The organism is Methanobacterium sp., assembly GCA_012838205.1.
In the GTDB taxonomy this organism is placed as follows: domain Archaea; phylum Methanobacteriota; class Methanobacteria; order Methanobacteriales; family Methanobacteriaceae; genus Methanobacterium.
Genome location: DUPR01000003.1, coordinates 1 through 21,919 on the forward strand (window position 1 = coordinate 1; position 21,919 = coordinate 21,919).

Annotated in this window: 26 protein-coding genes; 11 read left to right on the forward strand and 15 right to left on the reverse strand. The window is 32.9% G+C overall.

Annotated features, from left to right (window positions below):
* Positions 1 to 335: heavy metal translocating P-type ATPase (locus GXZ72_00245; protein ID HHT17988.1), on the reverse strand; the 335-nt coding region annotated here is incomplete at its 3' end.
* A 328-nt stretch (positions 336 to 663) separates the two neighbouring features.
* Here GXZ72_00245 and GXZ72_00250 point away from each other — a divergent pair.
* Positions 664 to 1,122 carry a GyrI-like domain-containing protein gene (locus GXZ72_00250; protein ID HHT17989.1) on the forward strand — a complete coding sequence of 153 codons (459 nt, stop codon included), beginning with the start codon at positions 664 to 666 and terminating at the stop codon, positions 1,120 to 1,122.
* Between the two features lie 256 nt (positions 1,123 to 1,378).
* Positions 1,379 to 2,755, forward strand: coding sequence for an MATE family efflux transporter (locus GXZ72_00255; GenBank protein ID HHT17990.1), 1,377 nt, complete (start codon positions 1,379 to 1,381; stop codon positions 2,753 to 2,755).
* A gap of 355 nt (positions 2,756 to 3,110) precedes the next feature.
* Here GXZ72_00255 and GXZ72_00260 read toward each other — a convergent pair whose 3' ends face one another.
* Entirely contained in the window at positions 3,111 to 3,776 is a 666-nt protein-coding gene (locus tag GXZ72_00260) for a peroxiredoxin (GenBank protein ID HHT17991.1), read from the reverse strand.
* 649 nt (positions 3,777 to 4,425) lie between these two features.
* Here GXZ72_00260 and GXZ72_00265 point away from each other — a divergent pair.
* Positions 4,426 to 4,692 carry a hypothetical protein gene (locus GXZ72_00265; GenBank protein HHT17992.1) on the forward strand — a complete coding sequence of 89 codons (267 nt, stop codon included), beginning with the start codon at positions 4,426 to 4,428 and terminating at the stop codon, positions 4,690 to 4,692.
* A gap of 245 nt (positions 4,693 to 4,937) precedes the next feature.
* Here the strand turns inward: GXZ72_00265 and GXZ72_00270 are convergent, their stop codons facing one another.
* From GXZ72_00270 to GXZ72_00295, 6 genes are all read right to left on the reverse strand, one after another.
* Positions 4,938 to 5,303, reverse strand: coding sequence for a hypothetical protein (locus tag GXZ72_00270; protein ID HHT17993.1), 366 nt, complete (start codon positions 5,301 to 5,303; stop codon positions 4,938 to 4,940).
* Between the two features lie 17 nt (positions 5,304 to 5,320).
* Entirely contained in the window at positions 5,321 to 6,505 is a 1,185-nt protein-coding gene (locus GXZ72_00275) for a hypothetical protein (protein ID HHT17994.1), read from the reverse strand.
* 113 nt (positions 6,506 to 6,618) lie between these two features.
* Positions 6,619 to 6,822, reverse strand: coding sequence for a hypothetical protein (locus GXZ72_00280; GenBank protein ID HHT17995.1), 204 nt, complete (start codon positions 6,820 to 6,822; stop codon positions 6,619 to 6,621).
* Positions 6,823 to 6,877: 55 nt separating this feature from the next.
* On the reverse strand, positions 6,878 to 7,249 hold the full coding sequence (locus tag GXZ72_00285; protein ID HHT17996.1) for a hypothetical protein: 372 nt from the start codon (positions 7,247 to 7,249) through the stop codon (positions 6,878 to 6,880).
* Positions 7,250 to 7,307: 58 nt separating this feature from the next.
* On the reverse strand, positions 7,308 to 7,754 hold the full coding sequence (locus GXZ72_00290; GenBank protein HHT17997.1) for a hypothetical protein: 447 nt from the start codon (positions 7,752 to 7,754) through the stop codon (positions 7,308 to 7,310).
* Positions 7,744 to 8,262, reverse strand: coding sequence for a GTP-binding protein (locus GXZ72_00295; protein HHT17998.1), 519 nt, complete (start codon positions 8,260 to 8,262; stop codon positions 7,744 to 7,746). Before GXZ72_00295 ends, GXZ72_00290 begins: the two co-directional genes overlap by 11 nt.
* 288 nt (positions 8,263 to 8,550) lie before the next feature.
* On the opposite strand from GXZ72_00295, the gene GXZ72_00300 reads away from it, so the two are divergent.
* Together GXZ72_00300 and GXZ72_00305 are read left to right on the forward strand one after the other, a co-directional pair.
* A complete protein-coding gene (locus GXZ72_00300; GenBank protein ID HHT17999.1) occupies positions 8,551 to 9,066 on the forward strand; it encodes a hypothetical protein in 516 nt (171 codons plus the stop codon).
* 142 nt (positions 9,067 to 9,208) lie between these two features.
* The gene (locus GXZ72_00305) at positions 9,209 to 9,448 is read left to right on the forward strand and encodes a hypothetical protein (GenBank protein ID HHT18000.1); all 240 of its coding nucleotides are present in this window, start codon (positions 9,209 to 9,211) and stop codon (positions 9,446 to 9,448) included.
* A gap of 38 nt (positions 9,449 to 9,486) precedes the next feature.
* Here GXZ72_00305 and GXZ72_00310 read toward each other — a convergent pair whose 3' ends face one another.
* A complete protein-coding gene (locus GXZ72_00310; GenBank protein HHT18001.1) occupies positions 9,487 to 9,933 on the reverse strand; it encodes a universal stress protein in 447 nt (148 codons plus the stop codon).
* Between the two features lie 87 nt (positions 9,934 to 10,020).
* Positions 10,021 to 11,373, reverse strand: a complete 1,353-nt coding sequence (locus GXZ72_00315; GenBank protein HHT18002.1) for a DASS family sodium-coupled anion symporter — start codon at positions 11,371 to 11,373, stop codon at positions 10,021 to 10,023.
* Between the two features lie 244 nt (positions 11,374 to 11,617).
* On the opposite strand from GXZ72_00315, the gene GXZ72_00320 reads away from it, so the two are divergent.
* Together GXZ72_00320 and GXZ72_00325 are read left to right on the forward strand one after the other, a co-directional pair.
* Complete coding sequence (locus GXZ72_00320; protein ID HHT18003.1) at positions 11,618 to 12,307, forward strand: MBL fold metallo-hydrolase; 690 nt, start codon at positions 11,618 to 11,620, stop codon at positions 12,305 to 12,307.
* A gap of 45 nt (positions 12,308 to 12,352) precedes the next feature.
* Positions 12,353 to 12,739 carry a zinc-binding protein gene (locus GXZ72_00325; GenBank protein ID HHT18004.1) on the forward strand — a complete coding sequence of 129 codons (387 nt, stop codon included), beginning with the start codon at positions 12,353 to 12,355 and terminating at the stop codon, positions 12,737 to 12,739.
* Positions 12,740 to 12,743: 4 nt separating this feature from the next.
* Here the strand turns inward: GXZ72_00325 and GXZ72_00330 are convergent, their stop codons facing one another.
* The 4 genes from GXZ72_00330 to GXZ72_00345 form a co-directional block, all read right to left on the reverse strand.
* Positions 12,744 to 13,724, reverse strand: a complete 981-nt coding sequence (locus GXZ72_00330; GenBank protein HHT18005.1) for an SDR family oxidoreductase — start codon at positions 13,722 to 13,724, stop codon at positions 12,744 to 12,746.
* Between the two features lie 185 nt (positions 13,725 to 13,909).
* On the reverse strand, positions 13,910 to 14,560 hold the full coding sequence (locus tag GXZ72_00335) for a TrkA family potassium uptake protein (GenBank protein ID HHT18006.1): 651 nt from the start codon (positions 14,558 to 14,560) through the stop codon (positions 13,910 to 13,912).
* 827 nt (positions 14,561 to 15,387) lie between these two features.
* Positions 15,388 to 15,885, reverse strand: coding sequence for a TIGR00288 family NYN domain-containing protein (locus GXZ72_00340; protein HHT18007.1), 498 nt, complete (start codon positions 15,883 to 15,885; stop codon positions 15,388 to 15,390).
* A gap of 409 nt (positions 15,886 to 16,294) precedes the next feature.
* Entirely contained in the window at positions 16,295 to 16,753 is a 459-nt protein-coding gene (locus GXZ72_00345) for a GyrI-like domain-containing protein (protein HHT18008.1), read from the reverse strand.
* Between the two features lie 169 nt (positions 16,754 to 16,922).
* Between GXZ72_00345 and GXZ72_00350 the strand changes: the two genes are divergently transcribed.
* The 4 genes from GXZ72_00350 to GXZ72_00365 all read left to right on the forward strand — a co-directional run bounded on the left by GXZ72_00350 (position 16,923) and on the right by GXZ72_00365 (position 20,780).
* The gene (locus GXZ72_00350; protein HHT18009.1) at positions 16,923 to 17,474 is read left to right on the forward strand and encodes a nitroreductase family protein; all 552 of its coding nucleotides are present in this window, start codon (positions 16,923 to 16,925) and stop codon (positions 17,472 to 17,474) included.
* 450 nt (positions 17,475 to 17,924) lie between these two features.
* Positions 17,925 to 18,365, forward strand: a complete 441-nt coding sequence (locus tag GXZ72_00355) for a polyketide cyclase (GenBank protein HHT18010.1) — start codon at positions 17,925 to 17,927, stop codon at positions 18,363 to 18,365.
* Between the two features lie 133 nt (positions 18,366 to 18,498).
* Entirely contained in the window at positions 18,499 to 19,311 is an 813-nt protein-coding gene (locus GXZ72_00360) for a 4Fe-4S binding protein (protein HHT18011.1), read from the forward strand.
* Between the two features lie 584 nt (positions 19,312 to 19,895).
* Positions 19,896 to 20,780 carry a hypothetical protein gene (locus GXZ72_00365; protein ID HHT18012.1) on the forward strand — a complete coding sequence of 295 codons (885 nt, stop codon included), beginning with the start codon at positions 19,896 to 19,898 and terminating at the stop codon, positions 20,778 to 20,780.
* A gap of 338 nt (positions 20,781 to 21,118) precedes the next feature.
* On the opposite strand, the gene GXZ72_00370 is transcribed toward GXZ72_00365, so the two are convergent.
* A complete protein-coding gene (locus tag GXZ72_00370) occupies positions 21,119 to 21,748 on the reverse strand; it encodes a TetR/AcrR family transcriptional regulator (GenBank protein ID HHT18013.1) in 630 nt (209 codons plus the stop codon).
* Positions 21,749 to 21,919 lie beyond the last annotated feature (171 nt).

Genomic DNA, 21,919 nt, shown 5'->3' on the forward strand with positions numbered 1-21,919 from the left:
GCAGTAGTAATTGCTACTGCTACTAAGGTCATCATACCCGGATTACGTGAATGAAGCTCCTGATAGATTCCCTTAAAAAAGGGATAACCACCATAAAAATAAACAATTGATGATAAGATAAAAAGGATGTATGTATCACCTGCAATCCTCAAAACTTCATGTACACCAAATATATGCTGAATATGAGGGGATAAAATAAGTATAGGAACTGTTAAAATTAAACAAATCCAGAATCGCCTCTTAAAATCAATGATCATATGGTGATGATCATGTTCATTTTCGGGTTTGTTTTTCATTGCATGTCCCATGTCATGCTCTGGATGAGAATTATCCATATTAATAAGCCCCTCCCCTTCTACTTTAATTATTTATTATTAAGCCTTAAAATTTATTTCCCCACACAAATCAAGTTACATGATCACAGTTAAATTCTCTTGGAATGTGAAATACATCAGTACTAGACAGCGCACGGATTTTTTATTAATTTTCATTTAAGCATATAAAATTGATAAAATTTGGTTATATGAATCAGGGGTGCCTATTTTTTTTATAAGAATTTAATAAACTGTATTTATCCATTTCATATACTTTGCAAGTGCTCTTGGGAATATGACATATAAGTTAAAAAAAATAGTGATTAATGACAAAGTTGGGTGGTGTATCATGAAAATTGAAATAAAAAAAATCCAAAAACATCAAGTGGCATTTATTTTGGAAAAGGGAAGTTATGAAAAAATTCCAAAAACCTTAGATGAAATTGTAGGATGGCTTATGACCAAAAATGTGGAGATCCAAATGCCCATATACGGTTTATACTACAATAATCCCATAGACGTATCTGAAAACCAGCTTCAATGGGAAATGGGAGCAGCTTTCGTAGGGGATTTGGAAGAGGAGGGAAGGATTAAAATCAAAACCGTTCCAGATCACCTTGTTGTATCTACTATATTCAAAGGCCCATTTAATGAGGCCAGTTCAGTTTATGGAGCTTTATTGGAATTTGCCGCCAGTAATGGTTATAAAATTGCAGGGCCAGTTCTTGAAAGTTATCTAAACAATCCAGATGAAGTACCTGAAAGTGAACTGTTAACTGAGGTGCAATTTCCAGTAGTAATAAAATAATAAAATTTTATATTGGATGTTTTCAATACTCCATTTGTTTTTGAGAGGCATGGGATGCAATTGGTTTAGTATAACCCCAAAAAAATCACCTCAATATCAAATTTAACAAATTTCCATGTTTTCATTATATTTTTCGTATTTGAGTATTAAACTAGCCCCCTAACCTTTAAATTTAAATTTATATAGTTTAAATTATCATCAATAAATAGGGCCTTGTTTTGTGGATTTATTAAGAAAGTATTAATGGAGAATAAGGATGAACTCGAATAATTCAAAAAAAGATATAGATCAGCGCATCGCCATGATCACTGGAGACCCAAAAAGGGCCATAAGGGTACTTTCAGTGCCAATGATGATTTCAATGTTCCTTATCATGGCTTACAACCTTGCTGATAGTATATGGGTTGCTGGTCTTGGCCCTAATGCTCTGGCTGCACTGGGATTTACAAATCCCCTATTTTTCATAGTTATAGGATTAGGTAACGGCTTGGCAGTCGGTGCAACATCTTTAATTGCAAGATGCATAGGCGCTAAGAAGAAAAAAAGCGCTGATAACGCAGCAATACACTCCATAATTCTTACAATAGTGTTTTCAGTATTTTTAACAATAATCACTTTAATTTTTCTCAGCGAAATACTTTTATTGATGGGTGCCGGAGAAACAGTCGGATTAGCTACTCAGTATGGTCAAATTGTTTTCGGGGGACTCGTATTATTCATGTTCTCCAGTATGGCCTCTGGAATCCTTAGGGCGGAAGGGGATGCAACCCGGCCCATGTATGCCATGGCAGTTACCGCTATTTTGAACATAATACTTGATCCCATATTCATATATTACATTGGATGGGGAGTTAGAGGTGCTGCTTGGGCTACAATAATCTCTGCCAGCATTTCGTGTATCGTAATGGTGTATTGGTTATTTTTAAAAGGGGATACTTATATTTCATTCTCCACAAAAGATTTCAGAGCCAGTTGGAAGGTAGTTAAAGATATTTTAATTGTTGGCTTGCCTGCCAGTGCAGAATCTTTTGTCATGTCAGTTTTAGGAGTGGTTCTAAACCTAATGCTCGTTATTTCTGGGGGGGCAGTAGCTGTGGCTGTTTACACTGCCGGATGGAGAGTGGTTAACATGGCAATGATAATACCTATAGGACTAGGCACTGCAGCTGTAACGGTTTCTGGGGCCGCTTACGGGGCTAGAAATTATAAAAATCTCTCTAATGCACTTAGTTACTCTACTAAATTAGGAGTGGGTATTGCTTTAGTCACTGCCACAATTTCCTACGTATTTGCAGAAAACATAGCTTGTATATTTACTTATTCAGCTCAAAGTGCCTTTATGGCACCTTCAATTGCTTCATTCCTCCAGGTGATGTTCTTATTCTACCTTCCTGTTCCATTAGGAATTAATGCCAGTTCAGTATTTCTAGGAGTAGGTAAAGGAGTAACATCCCTAATACTAACTGTTTTAAGAGAAGTTATCCTCATATCATTCTTTGCTTACCTCTTTGCATTCACGCTAGGCTTTGGATCACAAGGAGTGTGGTGGGGAATAGTAATTGGGGGAGGAATTGGATGTATAATAGCTTATGTATATGCTAAGATATTTGTAAAACGTTTGAAACGAAGTTAATCAAGATTAGTGAAAATGTATGTTTATCACCAGATCACTGCAATCGGGATCTAGTTTTGGTACACTTACTGTATAGTTTGAAGATTTTTTTCTTGGAAAATGGTTATGTACTAAATGTTTTACAATGATCACGGTAAAAGGTGAAAGATTGGAGTATAATATTATACAAAAATTTATTTTTTACATAAATTTATTTGAGCCCCATTTTTTAGATTTCTATAAAAAAGCAAAAACACACCGCCACCTAACCTAATTTTAAATTTTTCAAGCTAGAACAAAATTTTTCTACCTAAAATGAATCAAGAAAAATAAAAAAAGGAATAAAGGGTTCAAGTCTTAGATTATCAGATTTTAGTTACAGTTTTTTATGGCAGAGCCACCAGTCATAACAAGCAAATTCACCAGTTTTAGCTTTTTCAAGCCTTTCTTTTGATGTTTTAACGTCTGTGGCCGGAGGTATAATTACTTCATCACCAATTAGTTTATTATCGGGCCAGTTGGCAGGCATGGCCACACTGTTTTTGTCTGCTATCTGCATGGCTTTCACAGCCCTTAGAATTTCATCCATGTTTCTACCTAACTCTTGAGGATAATAAAGGATTATCCGAATTTTACCCTTTTCATCAACGATGAAAACAGCTCTCACAGTGTTAGTCCCTTTTCCAGGATGAATTAGGCCCATGGCACTGGCGACTGCCCCTGTATCTGCGATTACTGGAAATTCGATCTGAACATCTAAGTTTTCTTTTATCCATTCTTCCCATTTAATATGAGCAAAGACTTGGTCCACACTAAGGCCAATTAGTTCACAGTTTAAAGCTCTAAACTTGTCGTACAAAGTCTGGAACGCATGGAATTCGGTGGTACAGACTGGAGTGAAATCAGCAGGATGGCTGAAAAGAACAAACCATTTTCCAGAGAAATGTTTTGGAAGTTCTATAACTCCGTGGGTTGTTTGCACAGTCATTTTTGGGAAGTCATCCCCTAAAAGAGGCATTCCTTTATTGTTTTCATTTTCCATAATATCACACCATTTATTATTTTTGTTTAACATGATATTAGTTCTTTTCGAAAATAGAACTGTTCGAATAAGATAATACTTTTTTAAATCATCCCATAGGTTTTTTAAGAAGAAAAAAACTCTAATGAAGAAAAGATAGTATTGCGAGTTTCTCTCCATAAAATTTAGGATCATATGTAAACAACTAAAAAAAAACATTAAAATAAAAAGTACCTAAGTTAAGTTAATATCCTAATTCTAAGTACTCTTTATCTACTACCATGAAACAAAAAGCCAAAAATATGTACGCATTCGCACCAGAACCAATGCCAGACTTGTGGACAAGGAGCTATTTTTCACATTGAGAATAATTGATCGTGAAAACTTAAGGTGAAAAATTGTTTCTTAATAGTGTTTAATATCTAAAATTACGGATAAAAAGTTAAAAATTGATTAATTCGTCATGATTTTAATATTACTATTTAATGAAAGACAATATCGTTAATTTGATGTAAAAAAGGAAAATATAATGGTGTTTATTATCAAACATGTTGCCATCAAAGAAGATGTGAATAAATTTGTGAGAGGATAAGTAGATATTATAGTCATTAAACTCAGAAAAAAGCTTAAAAGTTCGTGAAAAACATGATTTAAAAACATTAGGGATATTATGGGAGCAGATAAAAAACTTGAAGGCTTAAAAAAAGCCCTTGAAAAGAGAAAATGTACCGTTGAAAAACATTCAAGTGTAATGGAAATCACATTTGAAAAAGCAGAGGATGCAGACTGGTTTCAAGATATCTTTGATGATTATGAGAAAGAGTCTGCAGTTAGCTGTCTAATGTCCATGAGACCAAAAGGTCAAAATGTTCGGCACAAATTTGTATTTAACATCACCGACATGGATAAATTCGTGGAACTTTTAAAAGCAAGTTAACCGTGTTAACTGGTAAATCACTAAAATTGGGGCAGATCTTAATAAAATCACTTGACATTTTGACTCTTAAAACTTTATAGAAGACACTGACGATTTTAACAAGCAAATTATCAAAGTTTCACCTTTCAACAAAATAATTTAATATTTAATATTCATTTTAATAAGATTGAAAAGAACTTCGAAACTAAATTCTCTTTGATATGTGGGTTGTTTGAGGAATTAGCTTAAGATTGTGAATTTTCTAACTAGTTTAATGTATTTATTAATGCGGCTATTATTTCAAGTTCAATTAATACATCATCATAATTCGTTTCAAATGGTACTAGGGCCCCCAAAAATTCATCATCCCCATTGGAAATGAATATTATTTTACCAAAATCTCCTCCAACCATAACTTGTTTAAGTTTTCCTTTATTTAATTCATCACATGCACGTTCACCGGAACCTACTAGAATAGTGCCAAATAAAGAAATTTTTTGGGCATCGATTTGATCCGGTAAAACCGAATTAATAATTTGACCATTTTTTTGTATGATTAATATCCCATTTATATTACTTTGAGTTCCCTCAACCAATTGTTTAAGATAAATGTTTATTTCTTTTTTATCCATGGAATTCCTTCTAAAACTCATGTTATTTGTACCAAAATATCAAAATAATCTAAAACATCATGAAAATTTCCAAAAGCGTTTTTTATTTCGATTTGAGCTATATGAAATATTTCTTTCTGTAGAAAACTCACATCATACGTTGAAGAATTTGGAAAGTTATCAAAAAATGCTTTACCAGTGTACTCTGTCACAATGTTTGCATTTCCAATAATGTCATCTTGCCTGGTGATGGAAATCCGCACTGATTTTTCTTTGATTCTGGGCAGACTTAGAAGACGTTTTTTAATGTTATTTATGATATTTAATTCTAACATCTCAATCTTATCATTATCTAAGGTTTTAAGTAATATTTTTAGTTCATTAATACTTCTTTTGCCATTGAAAGGTTTAATTGAGTCTTTCTTAATATCATGTTTTGATTTTTTCTCCCCTTTTATGGCATTGATAAGTGTTGTTATGTTTTTTGTCTGTTGGGGGGGTGATCGATTATCATCTATATTTGAAAATAGATTTGTAAAACTGGGGGGTATTTTAATTTCATCAAATGAATTCAAATACCCTTGATTATCTTGGTAAATGTGTTCATCGAAATTTTCTTGGATTCCAGCTAGTTCATTTGGATATTCATCTAAAACATCATATTGGACTGTATCTTGGGAATTGATGTTTAATTTTGAAGTTTCACAGTGTTCTTCAATTGTGTTGTTAAGGCTTTTTTCATTGGCATCAATGATATTTGTTATTTGAATGAGATTTTTATCATCATCTGAGGTTTTGGAAGATTCTGCTGGGATTTCCGGAATTTGTTCCGCAATTTTTGGAGAGTTGTGGTTAAAGTATTTTTTTGATAAATAGTCTTCTTCTAACTGATATTTTTTATTAATTTCCATTGAAAAATCAATCTGATAAGGTGTTAGTTCAAAAATTTCAATTTTAAAGGGTTTATGAGATTCGTGTTCGATTTTTCTCAGTGCATCTTTTTTTATAAATTCTTCATCTAGAACAAAATTTTTAAAATAACGGGAAAATGATGCAGCAATTTCTTTACCTTCTTTAAATAATATATAGCCTTCGTTGGTGCTTCTAGTTGTTATCCGGATAAATCCATTAAATTTACTGTTAAATACATGTTCTAAAATAGATTTGAAACTCATATGATTATTGTCATATATTTTTGAAGGTTTAATTTTACTTAATTCCAATGTTTCACCTGCAAATAATATATTATGATGATTGGGGTCAGATCAGATGCAATGATTTGATGTATCCTAAAAATTTCATTAGCAATATTCAAGATATGAAAACAGATGAATATCTACCATTTCCTTAAATATTTATCAATACTCTCTCCAATAATGGAACTAGCTTCATCTTTGAGTTTTGAAACATTTTCTGGAGTGTCTTCAATATTTGAGGCTTTGTTACGTGTTATTCCAGTTTTTTGAGCAAGATTCATCCTTCCTGATGTGCCTGCTTTTTCGCTAACAACATCAATTATTTCAACCAACTTATCTCCCATACTATCCCACCTCCGAAAATTTTCTTTCATCTCTAATAGAGCATTATTCACCAGATTAGTCTTCAACTAAGGCTTCTTCGAATTTGTCAACCACTTTTGGAAGTAGAACATTTAAAATTAGACCGAGCTGTGCGTTGCTATCCACCAATATTCCCCACTGGTATTTTCCCATGGGAATTATGAATACTTTGTTTCCATCCACCAAGTCAAGTAAGTAATATCTCCCCAGTGCAGGGAATCCCGAATTTTCCAAGGTTTCATTCATATCTGCAGTTATTCTGTTGAATAGAGCCGTAGCTTCAGGTTGTGGGTTGAAACTAGCAAGTGACATACCATCTTCCACAGCCCAAATATCAGTAGCCAGTAAAGAAGTTCTTAGACCCTCTTTCAATTCATCAACTGCTCCGTTTAATTTATTTATATTCATCTGCGCACCTCCATTTTTCAAATGGTTTTTTATGAAAACGATCAGAAAAGATGTATCATCATCTTTTTATAATTTCAAACCCTTCAACTGCCTCATTTATATCGTATGGGTGTAATGACTCGTTATCGGAATATATATCTTGTTTTTTATTATTTATTCGATGTTCACATTCACCTAATGCCTTTTTAAGCATAATCCTGATCATCCCTATATTAGCATTGTTGTCTGCAATCACGATAAGTGCATATTCATCCCCCATTTCTTCCATAAGCACCCTACCATAATCTGTTTCAACAATTAGCTGCTCCAATGATCCATATTCAAGACTTTTCATTACTTCACCAACAGACCCTAATGCAGCAGCACTTGCAGCACTAATAAGGGACGAATCAGGATCGATGGGCCCAACAGGCATTCCATCCATGGTTGCTAATAAACAGTCTTTCACACCATCAATTCTCTCTATAGACTTTAATATTTCTTTAAAATCATGTTTATCGGCCATATATATAACCACCCATTATTTTTTTCCTTTCATTGTCCTTGATTTGCTCCACGAGTGTTTTCAACACTATTTCCAAGTTTTCATTTAAGATAGCGGAAGTGTGTATGATTGGGATATCAAAAGGAAGTTCAAGTTTTTCCTTAATAATTTCTTCTGGGAGATGAATCAAGTCATTTTTATTTGCTGCAATGATGTAAGGGACTTTAAACTTATTTATAAACTCTAAAAGATCTCTGTCAACTTGTGTAATTCCAACAGTAGAATCTATAATTAACACAGCTCCTTTCATACCTCTTGCAAGGCTGCTCCACATAAAAGAAAATCTTCGATGCCCTGGTGTAGCGTATAACTGAATCATATAACCATTATATTTTAATTGGACAAGGTCGAAGCTTGTGGTAATGGTTTTATGCTCACCCTTTAACAACAACTTATTTCCACTAATAGCTTCAGCAAAAGTTGTTTTACCAGCATCTAATGGCCCAAATATCACAATTTTTAAAAACATTGTTATTTTTATTTGTATTTTTATTTTAAGGTTTAATAACACTTATTTAGAATTGTGATGAAGTACGCAACATTTTTTATAATACGTATGCATTGAAGTAAAACAATTCTTTACATTCCGGTTTATACGTATGTGTTACTCATAAAATATTAAATTAATACAAATGTGTACAACTGCAAATATTGATGATCATAACTATGACATAGCATAGCATCATAAAACTTTTTATACATATATTAACAATATTATACTGTGTAGATTCTTTTCAACTAGAGGGTGGTGGGGTGCATGAAAAGAGTAACAATTTCTTTACCTGCTCAGACTGACTTAAAATTTAGACGAATGGCATCGCAAAAATTCAAATTTGAGAAAGGATGGTATAGTAAGGCAATTGCAGAAGCTATAAATTTTTGGATGGATAAAAATGAAGTTTATTTCTTAAATAATAGCGTGTCAAAGGTTTTTAGAGAAATTGGTAAAGATATGTGGTGTAAAACAAAGATTAAATGGAATATTGATTCTGAAAATGATCTTAAAACTTTAGATAATTTCATCGATTATTTTAATGGCAATTATATCCATATAAACGAATTAAATTATGATATAAGTGACAATAATACTACAATATCTATTAAAAATCATGCCAATGGAGATATAGATAATTATATTGAAAGTTTTTTATTTCCTCTGATTATGGTTACACGATCTGGAATGGAAGAAATTACTGGAGACCAATATGAAATCAGTAGTTTAGGAAATGTATCGGAAATAATACTAACTAAAGATTTAAATTCAACGAAATAATAATTAATACGATAATAAGCCTTTTTATTATATTTAAATATCCACAATTTAATTGAAAAACACGATTAATATTACATGTTTTATGCAACTGAAGAATTCTTCAACACGTTTTCAAAGATTTTCATGTGCAAAAATCTACACTATGTTTTTTCTCAAAATGGATCTGAACAATATATTGGAAATATTCCCAAAACTTCGCAAAGCCATATATGAGAAAAAATTCAGGATCACCATGACCAACCATGAAATCCAAACTTTTCAAGCGGCAGGAATAAAAAGGTCAGAACAGTGCCCCCATATCAATGTTTACCCTTGGGATGGAGGATTGTCAGTCCATTGGAGACATGACCCCCAGTATATTATTTGTAGAATTTATTTGTAGAATATTTTAAGAATTTCCTCCAATTTATTAAAATATTATTAAGAAATGATGTTTACAGGGATTTTTGCTTTTCTAACCACTCTTTCTGTGGTGCTTCCCATAATAAATCGTTCCAATCCGTGTTTACCGGATTTACCCATTATTATTTGATCAACACCTTCTTCTTCTGCAGTTTTCAGTATAACATCTTCTGGTTTACCTTTTCTTATCATGGTTCTAAGATTAATATTTTTACAGCTACCTTGACATTTTTCTTTTTCTAATCTTTCTTTGAATTTAGCAACGGCTTTTTTACCTTCTTCCCTCATCTCTTCTTCTAATTTTTCCTGTAAATCACTTTGTGGTAATGATTTTAAATAATCCATATCAATTACGTGTAAAACGATTATTTCCGCACCACTTAACTCTGATTCAGAAATAGCATATTCTCCTGCACGTTTAGAAGCTTCTGATCCGTCTGTGGGTAATAATATTTTGTAAACCATTTTTAACCCTCTATCCTTATTAACCATTTAATTGTTTTTTTGAAAAATAAATTATGGGCAGAAAATTCTACCTATTTCATAAATTAGTTATCCCAGTGCTGGTTTTGCAAGGGGGCTCAGTAGAATTATAATGGTTAAGACAACCCCAATTATGACTAATGGGATTCCTGCTTTCAATATTTCTTTAATTTTAACATAACCAGTTCCATAGGCCATAGCCACTGTTGGATCTGCCATTGGTAACATGAATGAAAGGGAACAAGCAATTGCCACCGGCACTGCATAAGTCCCTATGGATAATTCTTGTGCTTGGGCAAGTGTAACTGATAATGGTACGAGTATTGCTGAAAGTGCAATGTTTGACATTACTTGAGTTATAACAACTGCAATTATCATCAAAACCAATATTATAAGGAGTGTTGATGGATCACTGCCGAGTAATCGGACAATATCATTAATAAGCCATTTTGCAGCCCCAGTGTTTAGTAATGCAGCTCCAAGACTTAATGCACCCCCAAAGAAGATAATTAATCCCCAGTCTACGCCAGTCTGTGCATCTCTCCAATCAATTACTTTGAATGTGAAAAATAACACAGCACCAATTAAAGCTATGGAATAACTGTTAAGTCCAGTCCAAGTTGTGGTAACCCATAAAAATATGGTAAATAAGAGTATGGTTAATGATATTTTTTCAACTTTTGTCATTGGGCCTAATGAATCTATTTTGTTAGATATGGTGTCCATTCCACCCATTATTCCTTTAACTTCTGGTTTGAATAGTTTTCCCAGTAATTTCCAAATAACAATCATCATGATTATGGCTAATGGAAACCCGAAGATCATCCAGTTAGCAAAAGAAATTTGAGTGTATGCCGCAGCCATCAAGTTAGGAGCAGTTCCTATTTCTGTACCAAATCCACCAGCCAGGGACCCATAGGATGCACCAAGAACCATGGCTTTTGCAAAGTTACTTTTGCCATTTTCAGGATCATTAACACCCATTAATGGAATTATTTCTTTAATGATGGGAAGAAGCATTGCAAACGCCACAACATTCTCAATCCAAGCAGATAAAATTCCTGTGGAAAACACAGCCACAAACAGACCCCGGTCAGGACTAGTACCAAATTTGTTAAGCATGGAATAGGTTAAACGTGTAGCTAATCCACTTTTTCGGATTGCTTCAGCTATTATGAAACCTCCAATCATGAGAAATATGATGGGGTTTGCAAACCCGACCACAGCAGCATCAAAACTTTCAACACCAATAATGGGTTGAATAAAGAGTATTATTAAAGAAGTAACAGCCAAATGAACTGTTTCAGATGCCCACATAATTATGGCGAATATGAGTAATGCAATTGCTGCATGTCCTGGATAGCTTAAACCTTTCATTGGGATTAACATAACAACTATAAATGAAATTATTGCCAGAGGTATTCCCCATTTTTTTAAGTTTATATGCGTTTTAAAGCCCCCTAAATTTACAGTTACCTAAATTTATTGGATATATAAATATATTTTATATAATGATTAACCATTTTTTTTACATCTCTAATTATCATAGATTTAGTAAGATAAAAATATTTCTAATAAACAAATTAAGTTTAATTCAACTAATTTATAAATAAGTTGAATAAATTCTTAATCCTTCATGATTATAATAATTAAAGGTGTTTTATAATTGAAATGGGTTACTACCAATGGATGCGAGGTTTATCAGACTTCTGGGGGTAGAAGCAATTCTTACTTAATTTTTGATAAGGGTGTTTCATTTTTAGTAGATACTTCAATAAAAAAATCTAGAAAGACGTTAATGGGAAAGTTGAATAAGTTCCTTGGTGAAAAAGAGTTATCATATCTTATTTTAACTCACGCTCATTATGATCATTTTGAAAATGTGAATATTATTAAAGAAAAATATCGACCTAAAATAGTAATCCAAAGTAGTGAAGGAGAAATTTTAAGGCAGGGAAACTCTCTCATTCCCAAAGGAACTAACATTCTAACTCGAATTATTGCGGGCGTGGGTAGGAAACTCAATAGACTTTCCAGTTATGAAAAAATTTTTCCTGACATTTTGGTGGATGATTATTATTTTCTGAGTCCCAACTGTTACTTGATTCATACCCCCGGCCATACAAAAGGGTCAATGAGTTTGATTGTGGATGGAGAGATTGCACTGGTTGGTGATGCCATGTTTGGAGTATTCAGTTGGTCTATATTCCCCCCATTTGCCGATGATGTGCCCACTATGATCCAAAGCTGGGAAAAACTTCTGAAAACTGGTTGTAAAGTTTTTTTGCCGGGACATGGAACTTCAAACAGTAGAAAAATATTGAAAAAACAGTTGGAAAGACATGGATTGAATTAATTTCTTTGTTCTCATAGTTGTTGATTAATGGAGTGGAGTAATAATATGAAAGAAAAAAAGTTAGCCCTGGCTCCCTGTAGTGGGATGAGCCCTCATGGCCTTATCACAAGAGTGGTTTGTTCCGACATGGTTGAAAAATCAGATAAGCTAATTTCTATATGTATGGGCGCCACATCAGCAGATAAAGAAGGTTTCGGTGAGATTATAAAAAAATTTCCCATTTTAGCCGTGAATGGTTGTGATTCATCTTGTGTGGATAAAATATTAAAACAGAAAGGAGTTATAGTTGCAGAAACGATTAATGTCCTTAAAATCGTGGCCTGTGAAGGTTTAAAGCCTACTAAAGTTTCAAGACTTGATGAAGAAGGAGAACGATGTGTTATTTTGGTAAAGAAAAAAATAAACCAAATTGCAATTGAAAAAGATTGTTAGTAAGTTAAAATGGAGGATTATCTATAAACCATTGCACAGAATCTTTAACAGACTCTTTAATGGGGCGTGGATTGTATCCTAATTCTTTTTTAGCTTTTGAATTGTTTATGTCGCAGTTACTCAACAACACTTCCATAGAATAGCTAGTGAAAAGTGGTTTGTTGTCTTGGCTTTTGTAGTATATTGGAGCTATTTTTCCAACGGTGTTGGCCAACCAATGGGGGATTTTTAGCCAAGGACGTCTTATTTTAGTAATATCTTCCAAAGTTTTCATGAGTTCCTTTACAGTAATTTTTTCCCCAGATAATATGTAAATTTCACCGTTTTTACCATTCTGACATGCTAGTATTAGTCCTTGGACCACGTCTCGAACATCAACAAAGTCATAGGCTCCATCGATATAGGCTTTCATTGCCCCATTAGTATAATTTAATATTAACTGCCCCATCTGAGATATATTGTAATCATAAGGACCTATAACACCACTCGGACATACTATAACTGAATTTAAACCCTTTTTAACACCTTCAAGTACTTCTAATGATGCAAGAGCCTTGGTACGGTCATACCCACCCCTGGAATACTCTGGTTGGAATGAACATGTTTCGTTGATTTCGGTTCCGTGAGGAGGTTCTCTCAGCGCATGAACAGAACTTGTGTAGACTAAACGCTTTATATTTTTCTCCAAGCATGCTTTAACCACATTACGAGTTCCCTCTACATTAACTTTATAGAGAAGCTCATCTTGTCCAGGCATTATTGAAATCATCCCAGCCAGATGGAACACCACATCTACACCATCAAAAAAAGGCAAAATTGAATCATAATCCGTTATGTTTCCTTCCATGTGCTCAATATTCAATCCAGAGAGTGCTTTACTATCATCACCAGGAAGGGTTATCACCCTTACTATTTTTCCCTTAGATGTTAACTTTCGTACAAGGACATTTCCTATGTGACCAGTTGCACCAGTAACCAATATCATAATATTTTCCACTATAAATCAATTTATGGATTAATTCTAATTAATTTTTTTAATATGGCAATTTAAAAGACAAGTAGTGAGAATCTTTTATCTAAAAGGAATTTCTTAATCAAATCATCCGAACTTAAGATTTAATATCCAGAAAATTCAAATATAAACTAGATCTGGTATTTAGTTAATCATTATTATCTTGTGAATTGTTTCATAACTTCTCGGGCGGCTTTTGTTTTAACAAGAATAGAAACCTTCATTCCCTCTTTTAGGACAATATCTGGTTTTGGAATGGTTATATCGCTGTTTTCATATACTGCAACGATTATAAAGTCTTCAGTGGGACTAATATCGCCGATTTTCTGGCCAATCACCTTTTTATTTTCCAATTTAAAATCAAGTAATTCAGCATCACCCCTTCCCATAACCACCAGATCAGCAATTTTTGGCCTGATTATTAATTTTTCTACATAACTGGCTGCGGTGATTTCTGGGCTTATAACTGAATCAATTCCTACTTTTCTAAATGCCTCGGCATGACTAGGTTCACTTACTCTGGCAATAATTTTGGGGATCCTGCATTCCCTCACTAAGATGCAAGCGAGGAGGTTTGCTTCGTCGTTTCCAGTGGCTGCAACAAAAACATCAGCACTGGATACGTTAGCTTCTTCCAAAGTTTTAGTATCAGTGCCATTACCACAAATAACCAGAGCATCGAGTTCAGCAGCTGCATTGGAACATAAATTTTCGTCATTTTCAATCAAGGTAACATCATGACCATCAGCAATCAGGAAAGAGGCGAGGTTCAAGCCTACTCTCCCACCACCCATTACAACCACGTACATTATAAAACACCTCTCAGACCAATAATAACCATTTAAATCCCCATAATCATATGTATGCTTCGATAAAAAGTATCCACATTAAACTTCTTCAATGATGGTTCTCATGGAGAATCACACTTTTAGGAATTATCATTACCACATAAGAAGATTTAAATTCGCCTAATTATCAGTTATGTATGTTAATAACTCAAATTATTGTGTCTTTCAGCCTAGTTACTGTAAATTTCAATCGACTATCTTTTAAATTATGTGAATAATTATAACAAGGTTTAATAAATTTTTTTTTATAGACTCGTAAAGATAGAACCTACACGCATATAAATTTTCCTAAGTTTCGTAGTAGTCATTTTCTTGAAATTACAATTTTCAAGTTCTCTGAAACCAGCTTACAACATTCGTTACTAGTAATAATTTAAACCTATTTCTTTGTTGGCCCACATATTATGGTGAATTTCCAAAAAAAATCTGTGTTGGGGAAATTATTCAATCCTATTTTAATCAAAAAGCCAGTGCCATAACATGTATACGACCAACTTGCTGGTCTATTCCCAATTGCCTCCATAAATGTTTAATTTTCCTTGAAAACATATATTGACACGAAAAGTTAGGGAAAGGTTAATAATGGTCTTTATTTGTGGGATTTGCGATTATCAAAAAAAAAAGTCTATTACAACTTGTTTTGTTAATCCATCATCAGTTTGCCTATGAATAAAATATTTATATTTTTAGTAATACGCAAGTAAAAAAAAAACATGACATTACTATCTATGAAAATAAAAAAGTAATAATTAGGATAACGATAATTTTAATATGAAAAATATCTTTTTTTAAACTGCTCCGTGGGGATGTTGTTGTTTCTTCAATAAAATGGTATTATCTGCTGAATTTTTCAAAGCAATGCTGAAACCTGGTTCAGCACCTATTACTAGTGTTTCTTTACCTTTTTCTTTAGCAATGTTAATTAGTGGTAAAAAATCAGTATTACGAGTCATCAGCGCAACCACGTCAATATTGGGGTTATGAATAGCCTCAAATGCCTCCACAGCCATTTGAACATCAATATCTCCAGCAACAATGATGGGAGACATGCCCTGACGAACAATAGCTTCGATGAGCTTATCTGAGGCGTACTGGTTGAGAAACACCTTGCCGACCTTTATTTTCCCAAAATCTGCAAGTAATTCTTGCACAGTATCCAGATCAAAACTGAATTCTTTCCGTAACATGTTCGGACCGTCAACTAACAAAGCAATACTTTTTGAGCTGGGTTCTACTATTCTGGGAATGTATTCTTTAAATGAACTTAATTTTTCTAGATTTCGCATTTTTTCTCCTGGTCCCCTTCAGACAATAGTGAACCAAGTGTTAATATTATTTTTAATATTATTAATAGATAATGAAATTCTTAATGTTGTTATCATCATAAATTCTTGAGATGTTTACATCTACTGATGTCTTTTTTGTATAAATCGTTTTTGCCACGATTAAACCAGTACTTTTCATTTCCTTTAATTTGATTCAAGGGTAAAGAAGAATTAATCTATTTTTTCTAATCCGGAAGATAAATAATTATGCCTAAATTACACCCAAATGTGAACTAGCTAAAGAACTTAATCACATATGGTTAAATATCATTTTTCGGATAAAAAAATCATTTTTGGCTAATTAGAGATAAAAATTTGATGTTTTCAGTAAATCACAAAAAGTTTTAAAATAATAAAAAAATCACTTTTTTTACAATTTAATGACTGGAAACTGCACTTCTGTGAGAAGCTCGCTTTCTGGAACTTCCAATGGACTGTTCAGATATACTTCAGTGACTGGGCCGACAATATCATAACCATTTTTAACTGCATAATCTGCCACAGCATGAATTACTGGTCCGATTTCAGTATAGGGCCCTTTGTGCATAGCTGTTAGTACAGTATGTTCTGGAACTTCTTTAATGCCTATTTTACCCTCAGGCATAGTTGTTCCTTCAAATGAAAACCCGATTTCATACTGTAGATTTTCAGTGGGAGTATCTTCAGGGCTGTTGAAGTAAGTCCCATAAACTCTGCCAGTCATTTGAAGATTTTTTTCTGAAAGCCACTCCCCGACTTCTTGCATAAGTTCTGGAATCTTATCATAACTCCCCTTATGCGGAATATAAGCAACTTTACTTTCTTCAATCCTTTTTTCTACTACTTCCATGTTTCCACCTTGCTTAACATATTTCCTATTTAATTCTTGTATTTATTGATCATTTTTTTTTTGATTTTATGGGGTAAAAATCATATTAGAATCAGAATAATATTATTCATGGTTTTCATAAAATTACTGAAAATGAAAAAACTAATAAAAGTTGGAGGGTGTTCAAAAAATGAACCAAGTTATTGAAACTATAAAAAACAGGAGAAGTGTTCGTGAATACCAGGAAACCCAGATAACTGATGAAGAACTAGAAAAAATACTTGAATCAGCTATACATGCCCCAACCGGACATAATGACCAGCCATGGCACTTCACTATACTTCAAGATAAGGATTTGATAAATCAAATCAACGATGGTGCGAAGGAAGTGATGAGCCAAATGGATGTAAAATGGATATCTCAAATGGGGCAAACAGAAAACCTCCACATATTTCATAAAGCACCAACTGTCATAATTGTTTCTGCACGGAAAGATGCAGTCACTCCAATACCAGATTGTTCTGCTGCAGTGCAAAACATGCTCCTTTCAGCAGAAAGTATGGATATTGGGTCTTGCTGGATAGGATTTGCTAAATTTCATTTCTTAAAAATTGAAAATAGGAAAAAATTTAATATTCCAGAGAATTATGAAGTCCATTTTGGAGTATCTTTGGGCTACAAAGTCAAAAAAAACCCTAAACCTTTACCTAGAAATAAAAATGTATTCAATTACTTTAGATGATCTTCAAAATCTAAAAAATGAAAAGATTTAAGGGAAAAATATAATCAGAGAACATAATCATGGATTTTTATACTGAAATCCTGAAAGTTGAAGACAGTTCTCCCTCAAAGGATTTATTTTAATTAAAGATAAAAATAACTGGGAAAATTAATCGAAAAATCTAAAATGTTTTTATATCTGTAATTTGTGCAACGATATATTTAGTGAAATCTTACAAAATCTATCAACTATTGATAAAGAGTTTAACTTTTTTTGTAAATAAACACAGACTTAACTTCTTTAAAAACTTTTTAAAATAATATAAAGATAAAATGAGAGGTTGCACTACGGTAACGTTATTTATCAACTTTTCAGACCATGAAACTCCAATTTATCCATAAAATATTTTTCCAAAATCAACATAGTTCTTTTAATATGTTGTAAGTTAACATAATATATGGGGGGATAAAAATGGTTAGTATCAATAAAGACGCACCAGTGCTGGCTAGAGCTGAAATCGAAATTGATGCAGATCAAGAGACAGTGTGGAAGATCCTGACCGATTTTGAAGGGTGGCCTAAGTGGAACCCTGATGTGAAACAATGTTTAGCTCATGGTGAATTGGAATCTGGAACACAATTCCAATGGAAAGCGGGATTAGGAAACATTACATCCGTACTGCAGAATGTTGAGCCACCCCATCTTTTAGCTTGGACTGGAAAAATGATGGGTTTAAATGCCATCCATGTCTGCAAAATTGACTTTGCAGATAACAAAACGTTTGTTAGAACTGAAGAATCATGGGAAGGTTTGGTGAGTGATGACATGCATGATAAGTTGCAGGAAAACTTGGAAATGTTACTCCAATCTTGTCTTAAGCATCTCAAAGCAGAAGTTGAAAGATTATCTTAACTTTAAGTCAGTTATTTAAAATTTAAATCTGAAAAAAACTCATAATAATATTTAATTTTCCTTTTTCTATACACTGAAAATATACTATCAAAAAAAAAATTCTTCAAAAATTGAATTTTGTATGGTGAATTCTATGGAAAGAGATGTAATCAAGATTAATGAAGAAAAATGCAATGGTTGTGGTGTTTGCGTTACTGGATGTCCAGAGGGAGCTTTGCAAGTTATTGATGGTAAGGCCAGATTAATTAATGATCTATTCTGTGATGGTTTAGGAGCTTGTATTGGTGAATGTCCGGAAGGTGCTATAGAGGTTGAAAGAAGGGAAGCTGAACCATATGATGAACGTGAAGTCATAAAAAACATTGTGAAAGCTGGGCCTAATGTTATAAAAGCTCACTTGCAACATCTTCAGGAGCATGGGCAGGAAGAATTTGTAAATGAAGCCATTGAATTTTTGAAAGAAAACGATATTGAAGTTCCTGAATATGAAGAGAAACCTCTCGCTTGTGGATGTCCTGGTTCAGCAATTCAAGATTTAAGCCAAAATGAAGTACGATCAGATGAACCAGTTATATTGCAAGCCCAACTTCAGAATTGGCCAATCCAACTACAGCTTTTAAATCCGAATACACGTTTTTTTAAAAATGCCGATCTTTTAATAGCTGCTGATTGCACACCATTTGCCTATCCTAACTTTCATCAAAAATTCCTAAAAGGTAAGATTCTAATAATTTTATGCCCTAAATTGGATAAATTTATTGATGGGTATATTGAAAAGCTAACGAAGATTTTTCAAAGGCAAGATATAAAATCCATTACTATCGTGCACATGGAAGTTCCCTGCTGTTCAGGTATAGAGGTTATAGTTAAAAGAGCCCTTGAAAAAGCTCAAAAAGACATAAAAATCGAAAATATCACCATAACAATGAATGGAAAAATAAAATAATTAAGAGATTTAGAGCCTTAAAAACATGACCCATTTAAGTACTTACTCAAATGTGTTGTGATTATCTGTACATTTTAGGCATGAATCATGAAAAAATCTACAAATTACAGTGCCAAAAAATAACACAATCCTTATAGCAACCATGATGCTGATTTTCATGATTTTGTAGGGTTTCCCAAAAATGTTCTTCGCAAAATATAATATCATGCCCATTATATTACCCAATTTACCAGTTCAAAAATTAAATTAAAATAAGGATAATTATTATAGAAAGTTTTAAGTAGAACTATTTACTCGCGTTCCAAGAACATACCACAACTTTGCTCAAGTATATTTTTTTTTTTGCATTATTTTATAATTACATTTATGAAAATTATCTGAACACAATTTTGTTGTTAGCTACTGTTATTCATAAAAAAGGAAAATAAACCAATTAGATGGGATAAAAAGATTTATAGAGCTTCTCAACAATATTTAGAGCATAAACATGGTAATTTTATTTCGATAAAAAAACTGATTTACAAGATTTATATCTTTAAATCCAGTGCAAACTCCATGTAAAATCTTATGAGGGAAACTAAAAGATGAGTACTGTAGAATTAGAAGTTCTGCGTAGAGAGGCTGTTAAAAAAGAAAAAAACGAAATTGAGCAGATCAGAGAAAAATATAGAAAACAGCGAAAACAGGGCAAATACACTAGAATCGTCGACTTAGAAAGGCAAGCTCTCATACAAGAAGCACAAATACAAGAAGCCAAAGAAAAAGAACAAATCAGACAAAAATATAAAAAAAGAAAAAAAGAAGGTCAACTAAAAACCAAAACCACCCACACTAACCCGGAAAGAGAAGCTCTCATACAAGAAGCACAAATACAAGAAGCCAAAGAAAAAGAACAAATCAGACAAAAATATAGAGAACGGTTAAAACTCCAGGAAAACAAGAGTACAAGCACTTTTTCAGAGAAAATTGATCTTCCTGATGCTAGTGTAAGCAAAGTTTTAGATGAAGAATTGGTTGAAAATAGTAGTACTGGAGAAACTGAAGAATCAGAAACAATTGATAGGTCTGCATTAATGGAAAAGTTCAATTTAAAAGATGTTCAAGAGGATGATGTTGAACAAATTTTACAGAATTTTGATAGAACAATACTGGATGAAGATGTTGAAGAAATAGAAACACAAATTGTGGAAAGAATTATGAATTCTTCATTGTCCCATGAAAAAATTACATGGGTTAATGTTTTGGTCTTTTTTGATGAAAAAGAACTGGAAGGAAGTATAAAGATTTTTGCAGAATATGATGATGGTGGCTTGCTGACTCGCTTTAGATCTAGTGATGTTCAAAGATTAGAATTGGAATTAATGCAACTCGCACTATATGAAGTTTGGGATGTTTTCACTACATTAGGAGTCAACATTGACGACCTTGAATCAAAATTGGATATTGAGGTTACATTGGATCGTGCTTAAGTAATCAAAAATTTTTAGTTTTATACACAATTATTCTATTTACTAATTTAAATTAAATTATCATGAATATGTGGCCTCTTCAGCTTTATTTCTAAGATTATTATGCGGTGTTAGCACTTCCAAAACCGTGCCCTCCAAAGATTTGAAAATTTATCTATTATGAATATTTACAATAAATGAATCGTTTGATATGTAAATAAGGAAGAAAAAATTGGTTATTGATTATGAAAATTGAGAAAAAAAATCATTTTTGCATACAATATTCTAAAACACTTTAAATCATTGCACTAGCTATTGACAAATCTTTTTTTGAAATATTCCTGCCGCTGAAACTTCCTTTATGGTTTGAGTGAAGGTTCAATAAAACGTGCTAAGTCTTCCCAGAAGTTATCCGATGAAATTTTCCTAGCATCCAACACCATTTTAAAAGTAAATTCAAGGTTAAGTGAATTTATAGCTAAAGTATTGATGTATATGGACATTTCCACAGGATCCAGATCATTGCGGATGGTTCCATCTTGAATTCCAGCAATTATCGCCTCAACCATAAGTCTCCACATCCCAGTTCGTAAGTCCACAATTTTTTGTGCATCTTCATTATCACTCATCTGGAACCTTTCAGTTCCAGTGTAACAGTAAATACGGAAATAATCCGGATGTTCTTTGGAAAATTCATAAAGAGCTTGTATCATTGACATTACTTTACCATAACCATCAATATCAAGATTTGAGCATTCCACATACATTTCATATAATATTTTAACCCCGTAGAGATTCACTGCAAAAAATAAAGCTTCTTTGTTCTTAAAATAATAGTAGAGAAGTGCTTTGTTAACTTCTGCTTCATTGGCTATTTCTTCCATGGTTACATTATCGTACCCTTTTGCGAAAAAAACCTTCTCAGCAGCATTAATAATATCATTTTGTCGTTTTTGTTTTTCCCGTTCCCTTCTAGAAGTAATAGACATGGCAACTTCACCTTTTTATCTCAATAGTATATGTGATATGATTGCTTAAAAAAATTGCTTTAATGATCTTAAAAAATAAGCACTCGACCCATCAAAAGGGAATTCTATTGATTTAATACCAAGAATCATCTTAAATGGATAGTTATAAAATTATTTTTTTATGATTTTTTT